Source organism: Achromobacter sp. GQ309 (assembly GCF_059759315.1).
In genome coordinates, this window is record NZ_JCAXDP010000003.1 from 519,868 (window position 1) to 533,867 (window position 14,000).

A 14,000-nucleotide genomic window follows, 5' to 3' on the forward strand; every position below is an offset into this window, starting at 1 on the left:
GATTGTGCCATAAGCCGTTGTTACGGAACGTGGCCGAAGTGACTGATCCGTCCCTCTGCCAAGGGCATTGCGGCAGGCCGCAAGCAGGAAACCGGCGCGCCAGCGGGTATCATTTGGGGCCCTACATTAGGCTGCTGTAATGCTGGACCTGGACATATCCGAATTCTTTGACGAGGACGGGCCGCTGGCCACGGCCTTGCCCGGCTACAAGCCGCGTCCATCGCAGGTGGAACTGTCGCAGGCCATTGGCCAGGCCATCCAGGACCGCGCCACGCTCGTGGCCGAAGCCGGCACCGGCATCGGCAAGACCTGGGCCTATCTTGTACCCGCCTTCATCCAGGGCGGCAAGGTGCTCATTTCCACCGGCACACGCACGCTGCAAGACCAGCTTTTCGCGCGCGATCTGCCGCGCGTGCGCGCCGCGCTGGCTGCACCCGTCACGGCCGCGCTGCTCAAGGGCCGCGGCAACTACGTGTGCCATTACCACCTCGAACGCCTTCAGGGCGACGAGCGCGCGCTCAAGTCCCGCTCCGAAATCCAGCAGCTGCGCCAGATCCAGGTGTTCGCAGGCATCTCCAAAACGGGCGACCGCAGCGACCTCGCGCAGGTGCCCGAAGACGCCGACATCTGGCAACGCGTCACGTCCACCCGCGAGAACTGCCTGGGCCAGGAATGCCCGCGCATCCGCGATTGCTTTGTCGTCAAGGCGCGCCGCCAGGCGCAGGAAGCCGACGTCGTCGTGGTCAACCATGCGCTCTTCATGGCGGACTTGATGCTGCGCGAAGAGGGCGTCACGGACCTCCTGCCTGAAGCCGACACCGTCATCTTCGACGAAGCCCATCAATTGCCGGACACCGCCACGCGCTTTCTGGGCACCAGCGTATCCACGCACCAGTTGATGGACTTCGGCCGCGCGCTGGAAGTCGCGGGGCTGGCCTATGCGCGCGAAGCCGCCAAATGGAGCGACGTCAGCCGTCACATCGAAACCGCCGCGCGCGAGTTGCGGCTGGTCTGTGCGCCGCTCGACAAGATGCCGGGGCGCAAGGCCACATTCGAGGCCATCCCCAACCCCGAGGAATTCGACGAGGCGCTGCTGTCGCTGCGCGAAGCCATCGACAGCGCCACCAAGGCGCTGGGCGCCGTCGCCGAAAAGCATCCGGATCTGCTCGCGGCTGCGCGCATGGGCGCGGAGATTTCGGTCAAGCTCAAGCGCTGGGCCACGCCCGGGCGCAGCAGCGGCGCGCACGACGACGAAGGCTGGGGCCGCGACGATCAGGCCCCCGTGCAGAGCCCGCTGGGCGACGGTCCGTCCACGCCCGCGGCATTGCTTGAAGGCGCCGCGCAGGCCGAACAATGGACGGGCCCGGCCGTGCGCTGGGTCGAACACGGCCTGCATCACGTGCGGCTGCATTCGGCGCCGCTGTCCGTGGCGCAGGCGTTCTCCAAGTTCCGCAAGCCCGGCCAAGCCTGGATCATGACCTCGGCCACGCTGTCGATCAACGGCGAATTCACGCACTTCACCAGCCAGCTCGGCCTGGATACCGCCCGCACCGGCAAATGGGAGTCGCCGTTCGACTACCCCGAGCAGGCGCTGCTGTTCGTGCCGCGCGGCATGCCTGAACCGCAATCGCCGCAATTCCTGGAGCGGTTCGTCCAGACGCTGATGCCGCTGCTTGAGGCCAGCCCGGGCGGCACGCTGGTGCTCTGTACGACGCTGCGCGCCGTCGACAAGGTTGCCAACCTGCTGGCCGACGCCTTCGACGACGCGGGTCATGACTGGCCGTTGCTCAAGCAGGGCGAGGGCACTCGCCGCGATCTGCTGGACCGCTTCTGCAAGCTCAAGCATCCGGTGCTGGTCGGCAGCGCCAGCTTCTGGGAAGGCATCGACCTGCCGGGCGACGTGCTGACGCTGGTGGCGATCGACAAGCTGCCGTTCGCGCCGCCGGACGATCCCGTCATCGAGGCCCGCCTGCGCGCCTGCCGGGTGCAGGGCGGCAATCCGTTTGCCGAATACCAGTTGCCCGAAGCCGCGATCTCGCTCAAGCAGGGCGCGGGCCGGCTTATCCGTACCGAATCCGATTGGGGCGTGCTGATGGTGGGCGACGCGCGGCTGGTGGAAAAGCCGTACGGCAAGCGCCTGTGGCGCGGCCTGCCGCCGTTTGCGCGCACACGCGAGCTGGAAGAGGTGCTGGCGTTCTACCGGCGTAAACGCGGACCGGACGACGCGTAGCACGACCCCCCGCACGCCCAGCAGGCGAAAAAAAGCCCTTCAGAAATCTGAAGGGCTTTTTGCTTCCCATGCAGGCGGAATCAGTTGAAGGGATTCCACCAGCTCCTGTCGGCCTTCAGGCCCTGGGTCCGGAACGCGCTGTTCGGGAAGTTCTTGTCGTAGACGCGCTGGGCATCGTTCTTCAGGTCGGTCATGTTCAGTTTGTCGTACGACTGAACCATCAGGTAGAGGGCCTCTTCGGTGGCGGGGGCGCCTTCGAAGTCGGTGATGACGGTCTGCGCGCGATTGGCGGCGGCCACGTAGGCGCCGCGTTCGTAGTAATAGCGGGCGACGTGGACTTCGTTCATGGCGATGGTGTTGACCAGCCACGCCACGCGCTTTTCGGCGTCGACGCTGTACTTGCTTTCGGGGTAGCGCTTGATCAGCTCGGTGAAGGCGTCATAGGACGCGCGCAGACCCTTGGGATCGCGCTCGGCCGGATCCTGGCCGGTGATGTTGCTCATGAAGGCGCTGGCCGGCGTGAAGTTGACCAGGCCCTTCAGGTAGAGCGCGTAATCGGTGCCGGGGTGATTGGGGTAAAGCTGCTGGAAGCGGTCGATGGCGGCGAGCGCCTGCTCGTTTTCGCCGTCTTTCCAGTTGACGTAGGCCAGTTCAAGCAGCGCCTGCTGCGCGTAGACGCCGAACGGGTAGCGGCTTTCGATGGCGGTCAGGCGCTCGCGCGCTTCCTTCCAGCCGCCCGACGCCATTTCGGCCTTGGCGTCCGCGTAGAGTTGTTCTGCGCTCCAGTTGGTGGTCTTGTCGTATTTGCTGTCCGCCCCGCTGCAACCGGCGATGACGATGACGGCAAAAAGCGCGATGACCACGCGCAAAACCGACCCGCTGCGGGATGCGGGGTTCGAGGGAGCTGCAGGGTGGTGAATCACGAGAATCGTATCCTTGGTGTTAGCATGGCAGGCTGATTATATGATTTGTCTCCATGTCTGATACAGCCGCCCGCGCAGATCTTGTTTCCGACGATAGCGCCGACGAAAATCTCGACGAATCCGGCCGCGGGGAGCCGCAACTTGTAACCGTGCCGTCCGCCACGCGCGCCGACCGGCTCGACAAGATTCTGGCCGGCCTCCTGCCCGACCATTCCCGCAACCGCCTGCAAGGCTGGATCGAATCCGGCAACGTCCTGGTCAACGGGGCGCCAGGCAAGATCCGCCAGACGGTCGGCCCCGGCGACGAACTCACCATCTGGGCCCAACCCGCGCCCGATGCGCTGGCCTTCACGCCCGAACCCGTCGAGTTCGGCGTGGTCGCCGAAAGCCCCGACTGGATCGTCGTCAACAAGCCGGCGGGCCTGGTCACCCACCCGGGGGCCGGCAACTGGAGCGGCACGCTGCTCAACGGCCTGCTGCATCGCTACCCGGAGCTTGCGCAGGTTGCCCGCGCGGGCATCGTGCACCGTCTGGACAAGGACACCTCCGGCCTGATGGTCGTGGCCCGAAACGACATCGCCCAGACCCATCTCGTGCGCCAGCTTCAGGCGCGCAGCATGGGCCGCGAATACGTGGCCCTGGCGCACGGCTGGGTTGCCGCCGCAGGCAAGGTCGACCGCGCCATCGGCCGCGATCCGCGTGTGCCGGTGCGCATGAGCGTTGAACGGACCGTCGCGCCCAAGCCGGCCATCACCAATTACGCGCCGGCCCGGCGCGGCTCGGTGGAACCCGGCGGCCGTGTCACCGAAGTGGTATGCCGCCTGGAGACGGGCCGAACCCACCAGATCCGAGTGCACATGGCCAGCCTGGGGCATCCGCTGCTGGCCGACACGATCTACGGCGGCAAGAACATTGCCGGGGCAGAGCGACAGATGCTGCACGCCCGCGCACTCCATTTCGACGATCCCGGCGGCAAGGGCGACGTCCACTTCGACGCGCCGGTGCCTGCCGACATGGCGCAGGTCCAGGAGAGCATTGCATGGAACGCCTGATTGCAGACCTGCCCGTCGTGACGGGGCCCGACTGGAATGGCGTCAGCTACTTCTGCACGACCCGCGCCGGTGGCGTCGGCGTGGCGCCGCATGACACCCTCAATCTTGGCCTGCGGGCCGAAGACAACCCGGAGGCCGTGGCCGAGAATCGCCGCCGCGTGCGCGCGGCAGTGCCGGCCGACCCGCTGTGGCTGCGTCAGGTGCATGGCAGCGAGGTCGTGGACGCGGACGCGATCGACGTGCCGGCCGAGCCTGCCGTGGACGCCAGCGTCACCGCGCAGCCCGGGCGCGTCCTGGCCATCATGGTGGCCGATTGCCTGCCGGTGCTCATCGCCGACACAGAAGGCAAGGTGCTGGGCGCGGCGCATGCCGGCTGGCGCGGCCTGGCGGGCGGGGTCCTGGAACATACGCTGGACGCCATGCGCGCCAAGGCGCCGCAGGCGGCCGGCTGGCGCGCCTGGGTCGGGCCCGGCATCGGCCCGCAGCATTTCGAAGTGGGGCAGGACGTGCTGGACGCCTTCACGGCGGACGACCCGGCCACGGCGCGCTTTTTCGCGCCACGTGACGGCGCGGCCGGCAAGTGGCTGGCCGACCTCGCCGGATTGGCGGATTTCCGGCTGCGGCGCGCCGGGGTACAAGAGGTGTCCCTCAGCGGCGAATGCACGGTGACGCGCAAGGACCGGTACTTTTCCTACCGCCGCGACGGGGTGACGGGACGCATGGCAATGCTGGCCTGGTTGCATCCGGTTTGACGCCGCGCAAAGGCCGGGCCCGGGCTTGCGTTTTACCGTAGTAAGCCTCCTTGTATACCCGCATTGACAGTCCTGGACCCGGAATGCAACATCAATCGCGAAGTCTCGATAACAAGGTGTCGAAGTGAATGCCAATCTCTCCGCAGGTCCCATTCCGGTGAGCGTGGCACCGGAAGTCCTGGCTGACATCCAGGCAGAGTTCGCGCGCGAATGGCAACGCCTTTGCGACGATGCCCAGCGCGGCACGCTGGCGCCGCCGTCCGATCGCCGGTTCTCGGGCGATGCCTGGGCGGCGAACGCGTCGCATCTGTTGCTGGCGCATACCTATCTGCTGTCCGCCCGCGCCATGCAGCGCATGGTCGATGCCGCGCAGGTCAGCGAGCCCATGCGCGACCGCCTTCGATTCTCCATCATGCAGTGGGTCGACGCGCTGTCGCCCAGCAACTTCCTGGCATTGAATCCCGACGCGCAGCAATCCATCGTAGAAAGTGCGGGACGCGCGTTGAACGAAGGTCTTGCGAACCTGCTGGGCGACGTCCAGAAAGGCCGCATCACACAGACCGACGAGTCCCAATTCGAGATCGGCCGCAACGTGGCCACGACCCCCGGCGACGTGGTGTTCGAGAACAAGCTGTTCCAGCTCATCCAGTACGCGCCGTCGACCGGCACCGTGCACGAACGGCCACTGGTCATCGTGCCGCCGAACATCAACAAGTTCTACATCCTGGATCTGCAGCCCGAGAACTCGTTCGTGCGTCACGCGGTCGGGGAGGGCTACACGGTCTTCCTGATTTCCTGGCGCAATCCGGTGGCGGCCGATACCGACGGCGTGGACCGCGCCACCTGGTCCGACTACCTTGACGACGCGGTGCTGCAGGCGCTGCGCGTGGCCAGCGACATCACGAAGCAGCCGCAGGTCAATGCGCTGGGCTTCTGCGTGGGCGGCACGATGCTGGGTGCGGCGTTGGCGCTGGCCGAAGCGCGCGGCGAGCATCCCGTGGCTGCGCTGACGCTGCTCACCTCGATGCTCGATTTTCACGACACCGGCGTCCTGAACGTCTTTGTCGACGAAACCCACGCGCTCATGCGCGACCATCAACTGGGCAACGGCGGCCTGATGGCGGGCCGCGACCTCGCCACCACCTTCTCGTTCCTGCGCCCCAATGAGCTGGTCTGGAACTACGTGGTCGGCAATTACCTGAAGGGTCAGAAGCCCCCGGCCTTCGATCTGCTGTTCTGGAACGGCGACAGCACGAACCTGCCGGGGCCTTTCTTTTCCTGGTATTTCCGCAATACCTACCTTGAGAACAACCTCAAGGTGCCGGGCCGCGCGCAGGCCGCTGGCCTGCCGCTGGACCTGACGCGGTTGCGCATGCCGGTCTATATCTTCGGTTCGCGCGAAGACCACATCGTGCCGTGGGTTTCGGCTTATGCATCCACGCAGGTCCTGCGCGGACCGCAGCGTTTCGTGCTGGGCGCATCCGGCCACATCGCGGGCGTGGTGAATCCGCCCGCCAAGAAGCGCCGCAGCTACTGGGTGGCCGATGCGCTGGAACAGGAAAGCCAACCGCTTCCCGGCGACCCCAACACGTGGTTTTCGCAGGCCGTGGAGCAACCCGGAAGCTGGTGGCCGGACTGGTCGGGCTGGCTGGCCGAGCATTCCGGCAAACAGGTCAAAGCAAGGACAAAGGCAGGCAATGCCAAGTACCGGCCGATCGAGCCGGCCCCTGGCAGATATGTAAAGGTCCGGGCGGCCTGATACCGCGTATCGCGGTCCGATCCCCCGGGCAGGAAGATGTTTAATCAACGAGGCGTCCGTCGCACACAGGAGGAAGTCCAATGAGCGGAAAACTGGCTTACGTAACAGGCGGGATGGGCGGGATCGGCACCTCTATTTGCCAGCGCTTGGCCAAGGATGGCTTTCGCGTCGTGGCAGGTTGCGGCCCCAGCCGCAATTACCAGCAATGGCTGGATGAGCAAGCCGCGCAGGGTTTCACGTTCTACGCGTCGGTGGGCAACGTGTCCGATTGGGACTCCACCGTAGCCGCCTTCGAAAGGGTCACGGCTGACCTCGGGCCGGTGGACGTGCTGGTCAACAATGCGGGCATCACCCGCGACGGGCTGTTCCGCAAGATGACGGCCGACGATTGGCGCGCGGTCATCGACACGAACCTGAACAGCCTGTTCAACGTGACCAAGCAGGTCATCGACGGCATGGTCGAGCGCCAGTGGGGGCGCATCATCAACATCAGTTCGGTCAATGGTCAGAAGGGTCAGTTCGGCCAGACCAACTACTCCACGGCAAAGGCCGGCATCCACGGTTTCACGATGGCGCTGGCTCAGGAAGTGGCCAGCAAGGGCGTGACCGTCAACACGATCTCGCCGGGATACATCGGCACCGACATGGTCCGCGCCATCCGGCCGGACGTGCTGGAAAAAATCGTCGCCACGATTCCGGTGCGCCGCCTTGGCACGCCCGAGGAAATCGCGTCCATGACGTCGTGGCTGGCCTCGGATGAATCCGGCTTTTCGACCGGCGCGGACTTCTCGCTGAACGGCGGCCTGCACATGGGTTGACGTGACATGGGCCGCCCCGCGGCGGCCCACTGGCGCTGTACGGCTTCGGGCAGAGGGCCGTACGGCATTACACTCACATTATTCGAAGCCTAAAGAGATCGCCCGATCCGGGGACAACCATGACGCAAGCACAAACCGGCGCCAGCCTGCGCCTGATTAAAAAATACCCCAACCGTCGCTTATACGACACCCGGACCAGCACCTACATCACCCTGGCAGATGTCAAGCAACTGGTCCTGGCGAACGAGGAATTCCAGGTTGTCGATGCCAAGAGCAGCGAAGACCTGACGCGCAGCATCCTCCTGCAGATCATTCTTGAAGAGGAGAGCGGCGGCATGCCCATGTTCTCCTCGAACATGCTGTCGCAGATCATCCGTTTCTACGGCCACGCCATGCAAGGCATCATGGGCTCGTACCTGGAAAAGAACATCCAGGCCTTCATGGAGATCCAGCAGCGCATGGCCGAGCAGTCCAAGGGCCTGTACGGCAGCCAGTTCGGGCCGGAAGCCTGGACGCAATTCATGAACGTGCAGACGCCGATGCTGCAGAACATGATGAACAACTACATCGACCAGAGCAAAAACCTGTTCGTGCAGATGCAGGACCAGATGCAGGATCAGACGCGCGCGATGTTCTCGACCTTCCCGTTCACGCCGGGCAGCACCCCGGGCGCGGGCCGCAAGTAACCACCGCCGGACGCAGGGCCTGACCGGTCCGCGTCAATGCAAAAAAGCCGTCTTGGCGCATGCCAAGGCGGCTTTTTGCTGATTGAGCCAACGCAATGATCCGGCACTTTTAGTGCGGCCAGGTTCAGGGTTGTGTCAGCAAAATCCACTAAATTAATGAAAACGGTTCTTGTTTGTGTTTTGAGAGCCGCTATTTTCATTTGTGTCTCAAGGATTATGCACATGATCAAGAAAGCCTTGGCGCTGGCCATTGTCGCGTTGAGCGTGTCCGCCGCCCATGCGGCCGAATACCCCATCGGCAAGCCTGTCGAAAAGGGCGGCATGGAAATCGGCGCGGTGTATCTGCAGCCGATCGAAATGGACCCGCCCGGCATGATGCGTCCGGCCAAGGATTCCGACGTGCACCTGGAGGCCGACATCCACGCCACGGCCGGCAACAAGACTGGTTTTCCTGAAGGCGAGTGGGTGCCGTATCTGGTCGTGAATTACGAGATCCAGAAGGTCGGCAGCCAGAACGTGCAGAAGGGCACGTTCATGCCCATGGTCGCCAACGATGGCCCGCACTATGGCGAAAACGTGAAGCTCGAGGGTCCGGGCAAATACAAACTCAAGTACACCATCCTGCCGCCGACGGCGAACAAGATGAGCCACTTCGGCCGTCACGTCGACAAGGAAACGGGTGTGGGCGAATGGTTCGAGCCGTTCGACCTGGAATATGAATTCGTCTACGCCGGCACCGGCAAGAAGGGCGGTTACTGATCGTGCGCCGCCTGCTTCGCGTACTTGCCGCAATGCTCATCGGCCTGTCCGGCGTAGCCGGCATGGCGCCTGCGCAGGCGGACGAACTGCCCACGTTCACCTTGCGGTTCAAGCCGGACGGCACGTTTGAGCCGGCCACGCTGGAAGTGCCCGCGGGCCGTTTCAAGATTGAACTCATCAACGAGAGCAACGAGCCGGTGGAATTCGAAAGCATTCCGCTGCGCAAGGAAAAAGTCCTGGGACCGGGGGTGAAGTCCTTCGTGGTCATCACCATTTCGCGTCCCGGCGAGTATCCCTTTTTTGACGACTTTCACCAGAGCGTGAAAGGCACCTTGGCCGTCAAGCCCAAGGAATAACGCGGCACCAAAGCATGGAACAGGTACTTTTCATCGTCTGGCGCGAAAGCGTCGAAGCCCTGCTCGTGGTGGGCATTCTGTATACGTGGTTGCGCGCCACGCCGGAAGGCAAGCGCGGGCTGCCGTACCTGTGGGGCGGCGTGGCGGCGGGCCTGGCGTTGGCCGTGGCGCTGGCGCTGGTGCTGCTGGGCGTGTCGTCCTGGCTCAGCGATGAAGGCCAGGAATGGTTCCAGGCCATCATGTCGCTGGCCGCTTGCGCGCTGGTCGTGCAGATGGTCGTGTGGATGAAGAAGCACGGCCGCACGCTCAAGGGCGAACTCGAAAGCGGGGCGCGCGCCTCCGTGGCAAGCGACAACTGGTGGGGCCTGCTCGTGCTGGTCGCCATCGCCGTCGCCCGCGAAGGCAGCGAGACCGTCGTGTTCCTGTACGGCACGGTGTCGGCGGGCGAGGGCGGCAGCGACATGCTGATGCTGGCCGTCGCAGGCGTGGCCGGTTTCGCGGTGGCGCTGCTGACGTTCTGGCTGCTGCAACTGGGCGGCAAGCTCATCACGTGGCGCCGCTTCTTCTTCGTGACCGAAATCCTGTTGCTGCTCCTGGCCGGCTCGTTGCTGGTGGGCGGCCTGGACCACCTGATTTCGCTGGATGTCCTGCCCACCATCGTGGACCCGGTCTGGGACAGCTCCTGGCTGCTGAGCGACAGCACGGGCATTGGCAAGGTGCTGGCCGACTTCGCGGGATACCGCGCATTGCCTGCGTTGTCCTCGCTGCTGTTGTGGGTGGCTTACTGGATCATCGTCTGGGCGCTGCTGCGCTGGGCGGGCGGACGGCCTGCGCCCGTGGCCGCTGCCCGCGGAGCATCCTGATTCCGGTGTTTTCTCCGGACTGATTTTCTTAAGGTTTGACCATGGCTGCTGCACTCGGGAGGGCAACCTCCCGCATCGCCGACTTCCTCCGTGACCATGCCCCGCTGTTGCGCAAGCTGCAGTGGGGCATTGTCGCGTTGTACGCGTTCCTCCTCATCGTGCCGGCGTTGCTGCCGCTGCCCGACAACGCGGCCTCGGTGTTCAACAACCTGACCGTCGTGGCGCAGTTTGCGTTCTGGGGCGTGTGGTGGCCGTTCGTCCTGATCTCGATGCCAATCCTGGGGCGCGCATGGTGCGGCTGGCTGTGTCCCGAAGGGATGCTGACCGAATGGGCCAGCGAGCGCGGCCAGGGCCGGGCCATTCCGAAGTGGATGCGCTGGGGCGGCTGGCCGTTCGTGGCCTTCGCGTTGACGACCATCTACGGTCAGCTGGTCAGTGTCTATCAGTACCCCTTGGCGGTGCTGGCCGTCCTGGGCGGATCCACCGTGGCAGCCATGATCGTCGGCTGGCGCTACGGGCGCAGCAAGCGCGTGTGGTGCAAGTACCTGTGCCCGGTCAATGGCGTGTTCAACCTGCTGGCCAAGCTGGCGCCCTGGCACTTCAAGGTCGACGAGGAAAAGTGGCGCCATCCCGTCATCCGCATCGAGCCCATCAACTGTGCGCCGCTGGTGCCGTTGCGCCATATGAAGGGCGCGGGCGATTGCCACGTCTGTGGACGGTGCAGTGGCTATCGCGGCGCCATTGCACTGACACCCCGCTCGCCTGAAGAAGAGATCGTGCACGTGGCCGATGGCGATCCGTGGCAGACGGCATTGCTGTGTTTCGGCCTGATGGGCATTGCGATCGGCGCGTTTCTCTGGAGCGCCAGTCCGTGGTTCGTGACGGCCAAGCAATGGGCCGCGACCTGGCTGGTCGAGCACGACATCCTATGGCCGCTGATGGACAACGCGCCGTGGTTCATCCTGACGCACTACCCGGACGTGAACGACAGCTTCTCGTGGCTGGACGGCGCCGGCATTCTGCTCTTTGTCGTCGGCGCCACGATATGCGTGGGCGGCGCGGCCTTCCTGTCGTTGTGGCTCGCCGACCGCATTGCGCCCGCCGCACCCGTGCCGCCGGCGCCCGTCAATTCCCATGCCGCCCATGCGCCCGTATCGCGCTGGGGGCGGGCCGGTCTGCACAAGCTGGCGCAGGCGCTGATTCCGTTGGCTGGCATTGGCGTGTTTTTGGGCCTGTCCGCCACGACGATCACGCTGCTCAAGCATGAAGGCGTGCAGGCGGCATGGGCGACGCCGGTCCGGTTCACGCTGCTGACCCTGGCGGTGCTGTGGACGCTGCGTCTTTACGCGCGCCTCCTGAATGCGCGTCCGGTCGGCATGGCGCGCAAGGTTGGCGCGGGTCTTGTGCTGGCCGCGGGCCTCGCGCCGTTCTGCATTGCGTGGGTGCTGTTCTTCGCGGTCTGGTAAGCGTTTGACGGGGCCGCTGCGATACAGTGGGGGCTTATCCGGCGCCGCCGGCATTTTCCTCACTGCTATCCGCCATGGCTTCCTACGCATTTCGTCTACTCAACGTTTTTGCCTCGTCCACATTCAGCGGCAATCAGCTCTGTGTGTTTGAAGACGCGCGCGGCATGGATGATGCCACCATGCTCAATCTTGCGGCGCAATTCAATCTGTCCGAGACCACGTTCATCCTGCCTTCGGATCAAGCCGACGCGCGGGTGCGCGTTTTTACACCGGGCTTTGAAATGAAGTTCGCCGGGCATCCGGCTATTGGCACCGCGCAGGTCGTGCGCGACCTGAGGCAGACCGGCGACGCGTTGACGCTGGAATTTCAGGCTGGTGTCGTGCCGCTGTCCGCCAGTGGCGACGCGTGGACCTTCACCGCGCCGTGTCCGGGCGGGGTGCGCACCGCCGCACCCAAGTTGGATCCCGCCGGCATCGCCGGGCTGGTGGGCCTGGGCGAAAACGACCTGCTGGCCGACCCGATCTGGGTGGATACCGGCGCGGACCAGTTGCTCGTGCCGCTTGCCAGCGTGGACGCAGTGCGCCGGGCCAAGCCGGACGCGTCGCTGCTCAGCCGCTGGCAGACCAGCAGCCTCGAACGCAAGTCGCTCTATCTGTTTGCGTTTGACGAAGGCAATGTCCAGGCGGGCCGACAGGTCGTCGTGGCCCGCTACTTTTACGCCACGCCGGGCGGTGCGATCAACGAAGATCCCGGCACCGGTTCGGCTTGCGCCAATCTCGGCGGCTGGCTCCTGCATCGCAAGGCCGCGCTGCCCGCCAGCGTGCTGGTGGAGCAGGGCGACCAGACCGGCCGCCCCTGCCGCCTGCAGCTGGATGTGTCGACCGATGGCCGCATCCAGGTGGGCGGACGCGCGCTGGAAATCGGCCGCGGCGCCGTCACGCTATAGCAGAACGCAAATCCCAAAGCGAGCATGTAAAAGCCAGACGTGAAAACGGCGCCTGTTTGCACAGGCGCCGTTTTCAAATCAGGCGTCAACTACATCGATGCCTTGATTACTTGCGGTTCTTGGCCGGATCAACCTTGATGTTGTTCTTGACCTGCTTCACGCCTTCAACGCCACGGGCGACCTTGGCGGCGTGATCCGCTTCGGCAGCGGTGCCGACGGTGCCGGTCAGCGTGGCTTCGCCGTTGTTGGTTTCGACGGCGATTTCCAGGGCGCTCAGCTGCTTGTCGGCAACAAAGGCGGCCTTGACCTTCGTGGTCACGGTGGCGTCGGACGCGTACTCACCCACGGACTGTTTCGGCTTGCCGTCATCGGCGGCAAAAGCCATGGAAGTGAAGACAGCGCCCGTACCCAGTGCGGCGGCGGCGATCAGCTTGCGAATTTCCATAGTAATGCTCCTTTTTATTGGTGTTCAGCGCGTTCGTGACGCTATGACGATCTACTAAAGCTCAGATGCGGGTTCTATTTCTTGCGGAAGGCGCCGCCCAGAATGGACAGGAGAGCCAGGACCAGAAAGACGAAGAACAGGATCTTGGCAATCCCCGCGGCGCCGGCGGCGATGCCGCCGAACCCCAGGACAGCCGCGATGATCGCGATAACGAAGAAAACTACGGCGTAATGCAACATGTCAGCTTCTCCTGGTGGTTATGGGAATCAGGGATTGCGGTCGAAGAAGTCGCGGACTTCCTTTTGCGCCTCATCCTTGGTCTTGCCGTAGCGTTCCTGGATCAGACCAGCCAGACGCTCGGCGTTGCCTTCGGTGCGGGTCAGTTCGTCGTCGGTGAGTTCACCCCAAGCCGCCTTGGCCTTGCCCGTCAGTTGCTTCCACTTTCCGGCGATGATGTCGTTGTTCATGGTGACCTCTCTCTGGTTTCGTGCGGCGGCAGGTTCATGGCCTATGAAGCTGCCGGAACGCGGTGTGTTGGGAACTGATCAGCTAGGTTCTAAGCTACGAGTCGCCCCCTGGGGCTGTCAAACCACGCTGTGGAGAAATGTAACTGCGCCGCCTCTGAAAATGCCCCGGGTTTGAGACGAGAAAACGCGTTCCGGGCGCACGAAGGTCGAGTTACATTTGAGCAACCATTTGACCCCTTTTGTGCGTGGCTAGTAACCGATCCGCTCTCGAAACCCACTGCTGGCGCGGCTGGCCGGGCAGGGCGCATGCCGGTATAGTCCACACGGAACCGGCTGGCGGTTCGCCACGTAAAGGGAGAAAAGCTCGCATGACGAAACGACTTTGCAGCGCCATCTTGCTGGCGCTTGGCGCCATGGCGGCCGTGGGGTGCACGCACGTGACGGACCGGTATCAGGCCTCGGCGCCCATCGCATCCC

15 protein-coding genes are annotated in these 14,000 nt (G+C 64.5%); 11 read left to right on the forward strand and 4 right to left on the reverse strand.

The window, feature by feature from the left end:
- Positions 1-139 precede the first annotated feature (139 nt).
- The gene (yoaA, locus tag AC6CIE_RS11760; protein WP_498092272.1) at positions 140-2,230 is read left to right on the forward strand and encodes a DNA repair helicase YoaA; all 2,091 of its coding nucleotides are present in this window, start codon (positions 140-142) and stop codon (positions 2,228-2,230) included.
- An 80-nt stretch (positions 2,231-2,310) separates the two neighbouring features.
- On the opposite strand, the gene AC6CIE_RS11765 is transcribed toward yoaA, so the two are convergent.
- Positions 2,311-3,099: an outer membrane protein assembly factor BamD gene (locus AC6CIE_RS11765; RefSeq protein WP_175123345.1), complete on the reverse strand. Its 789-nt coding sequence runs from the start codon at positions 3,097-3,099 to the stop codon at positions 2,311-2,313.
- 107 nt (positions 3,100-3,206) lie between these two features.
- On the opposite strand from AC6CIE_RS11765, the gene AC6CIE_RS11770 reads away from it, so the two are divergent.
- The 10 genes from AC6CIE_RS11770 (at position 3,207) to AC6CIE_RS11815 (ending at position 12,611) form a co-directional block, all read left to right on the forward strand.
- Positions 3,207-4,205: an RluA family pseudouridine synthase gene (locus AC6CIE_RS11770; RefSeq protein ID WP_498092273.1), complete on the forward strand. Its 999-nt coding sequence runs from the start codon at positions 3,207-3,209 to the stop codon at positions 4,203-4,205.
- Complete coding sequence (gene pgeF, locus AC6CIE_RS11775; RefSeq protein ID WP_498092274.1) at positions 4,193-4,957, forward strand: peptidoglycan editing factor PgeF; 765 nt, start codon at positions 4,193-4,195, stop codon at positions 4,955-4,957. Before AC6CIE_RS11770 ends, pgeF begins: the two co-directional genes overlap by 13 nt.
- A gap of 124 nt (positions 4,958-5,081) precedes the next feature.
- Positions 5,082-6,716 carry a PHA/PHB synthase family protein gene (locus AC6CIE_RS11780; RefSeq protein WP_175122868.1) on the forward strand — a complete coding sequence of 545 codons (1,635 nt, stop codon included), beginning with the start codon at positions 5,082-5,084 and terminating at the stop codon, positions 6,714-6,716.
- An 80-nt stretch (positions 6,717-6,796) separates the two neighbouring features.
- Entirely contained in the window at positions 6,797-7,534 is a 738-nt protein-coding gene (locus AC6CIE_RS11785; protein WP_056567753.1) for a 3-ketoacyl-ACP reductase, read from the forward strand.
- Positions 7,535-7,653: 119 nt separating this feature from the next.
- Positions 7,654-8,220, forward strand: coding sequence for a polyhydroxyalkanoate synthesis repressor PhaR (gene phaR, locus AC6CIE_RS11790; protein WP_175122867.1), 567 nt, complete (start codon positions 7,654-7,656; stop codon positions 8,218-8,220).
- A 222-nt stretch (positions 8,221-8,442) separates the two neighbouring features.
- Complete coding sequence (locus AC6CIE_RS11795; protein ID WP_056569437.1) at positions 8,443-8,979, forward strand: iron transporter; 537 nt, start codon at positions 8,443-8,445, stop codon at positions 8,977-8,979.
- Positions 8,980-9,011: 32 nt separating this feature from the next.
- Positions 9,012-9,335, forward strand: a complete 324-nt coding sequence (locus AC6CIE_RS11800) for a cupredoxin domain-containing protein (RefSeq protein ID WP_498092405.1) — start codon at positions 9,012-9,014, stop codon at positions 9,333-9,335.
- Between the two features lie 14 nt (positions 9,336-9,349).
- Positions 9,350-10,198: an FTR1 family iron permease gene (locus AC6CIE_RS11805; protein WP_175122866.1), complete on the forward strand. Its 849-nt coding sequence runs from the start codon at positions 9,350-9,352 to the stop codon at positions 10,196-10,198.
- A 41-nt stretch (positions 10,199-10,239) separates the two neighbouring features.
- Positions 10,240-11,664 carry a 4Fe-4S binding protein gene (locus AC6CIE_RS11810; RefSeq protein WP_498092275.1) on the forward strand — a complete coding sequence of 475 codons (1,425 nt, stop codon included), beginning with the start codon at positions 10,240-10,242 and terminating at the stop codon, positions 11,662-11,664.
- A 74-nt stretch (positions 11,665-11,738) separates the two neighbouring features.
- On the forward strand, positions 11,739-12,611 hold the full coding sequence (locus tag AC6CIE_RS11815) for a PhzF family phenazine biosynthesis protein (protein ID WP_175184295.1): 873 nt from the start codon (positions 11,739-11,741) through the stop codon (positions 12,609-12,611).
- 106 nt (positions 12,612-12,717) lie between these two features.
- On the opposite strand, the gene AC6CIE_RS11820 is transcribed toward AC6CIE_RS11815, so the two are convergent.
- The 3 genes from AC6CIE_RS11820 to AC6CIE_RS11830 all read right to left on the reverse strand — a co-directional run bounded on the left by AC6CIE_RS11820 (position 12,718) and on the right by AC6CIE_RS11830 (position 13,523).
- The gene (locus AC6CIE_RS11820; protein ID WP_056567736.1) at positions 12,718-13,056 is read right to left on the reverse strand and encodes a BON domain-containing protein; all 339 of its coding nucleotides are present in this window, start codon (positions 13,054-13,056) and stop codon (positions 12,718-12,720) included.
- Between the two features lie 74 nt (positions 13,057-13,130).
- The gene (locus tag AC6CIE_RS11825; RefSeq protein WP_006389411.1) at positions 13,131-13,295 is read right to left on the reverse strand and encodes a DUF1328 domain-containing protein; all 165 of its coding nucleotides are present in this window, start codon (positions 13,293-13,295) and stop codon (positions 13,131-13,133) included.
- 27 nt (positions 13,296-13,322) lie between these two features.
- On the reverse strand, positions 13,323-13,523 hold the full coding sequence (locus AC6CIE_RS11830) for a CsbD family protein (protein ID WP_006218180.1): 201 nt from the start codon (positions 13,521-13,523) through the stop codon (positions 13,323-13,325).
- Positions 13,524-14,000: the final 477 nt, after the last annotated feature.

Bases quoted from the DNA above. Each gene is read 5' to 3' on its own strand.
- AC6CIE_RS11770 (WP_498092273.1), top strand. From the start codon at position 3,207: ATGTCTGATACAGCCGCCCGCGCAGATCTTGTTTCCGACGATAGCGCC.
- AC6CIE_RS11795 (WP_056569437.1), top strand. From the start codon at position 8,443: ATGATCAAGAAAGCCTTGGCGCTGGCCATTGTCGCGTTGAGCGTGTCC.
- AC6CIE_RS11805 (WP_175122866.1), top strand. From the start codon at position 9,350: ATGGAACAGGTACTTTTCATCGTCTGGCGCGAAAGCGTCGAAGCCCTG.
- AC6CIE_RS11810 (WP_498092275.1), top strand. From the start codon at position 10,240: ATGGCTGCTGCACTCGGGAGGGCAACCTCCCGCATCGCCGACTTCCTC.
- AC6CIE_RS11830 (WP_006218180.1), bottom strand. From the start codon at position 13,523: ATGAACAACGACATCATCGCCGGAAAGTGGAAGCAACTGACGGGCAAG.
- phaR (WP_175122867.1), top strand. From the start codon at position 7,654: ATGACGCAAGCACAAACCGGCGCCAGCCTGCGCCTGATTAAAAAATAC.
- AC6CIE_RS11785 (WP_056567753.1), top strand. From the start codon at position 6,797: ATGAGCGGAAAACTGGCTTACGTAACAGGCGGGATGGGCGGGATCGGC.
- AC6CIE_RS11815 (WP_175184295.1), top strand. From the start codon at position 11,739: ATGGCTTCCTACGCATTTCGTCTACTCAACGTTTTTGCCTCGTCCACA.
- AC6CIE_RS11800 (WP_498092405.1), top strand. From the start codon at position 9,012: ATGCTCATCGGCCTGTCCGGCGTAGCCGGCATGGCGCCTGCGCAGGCG.
- pgeF (WP_498092274.1), top strand. From the start codon at position 4,193: ATGGAACGCCTGATTGCAGACCTGCCCGTCGTGACGGGGCCCGACTGG.
- AC6CIE_RS11825 (WP_006389411.1), bottom strand. From the start codon at position 13,295: ATGTTGCATTACGCCGTAGTTTTCTTCGTTATCGCGATCATCGCGGCT.
- AC6CIE_RS11820 (WP_056567736.1), bottom strand. From the start codon at position 13,056: ATGGAAATTCGCAAGCTGATCGCCGCCGCCGCACTGGGTACGGGCGCT.
- yoaA (WP_498092272.1), top strand. From the start codon at position 140: ATGCTGGACCTGGACATATCCGAATTCTTTGACGAGGACGGGCCGCTG.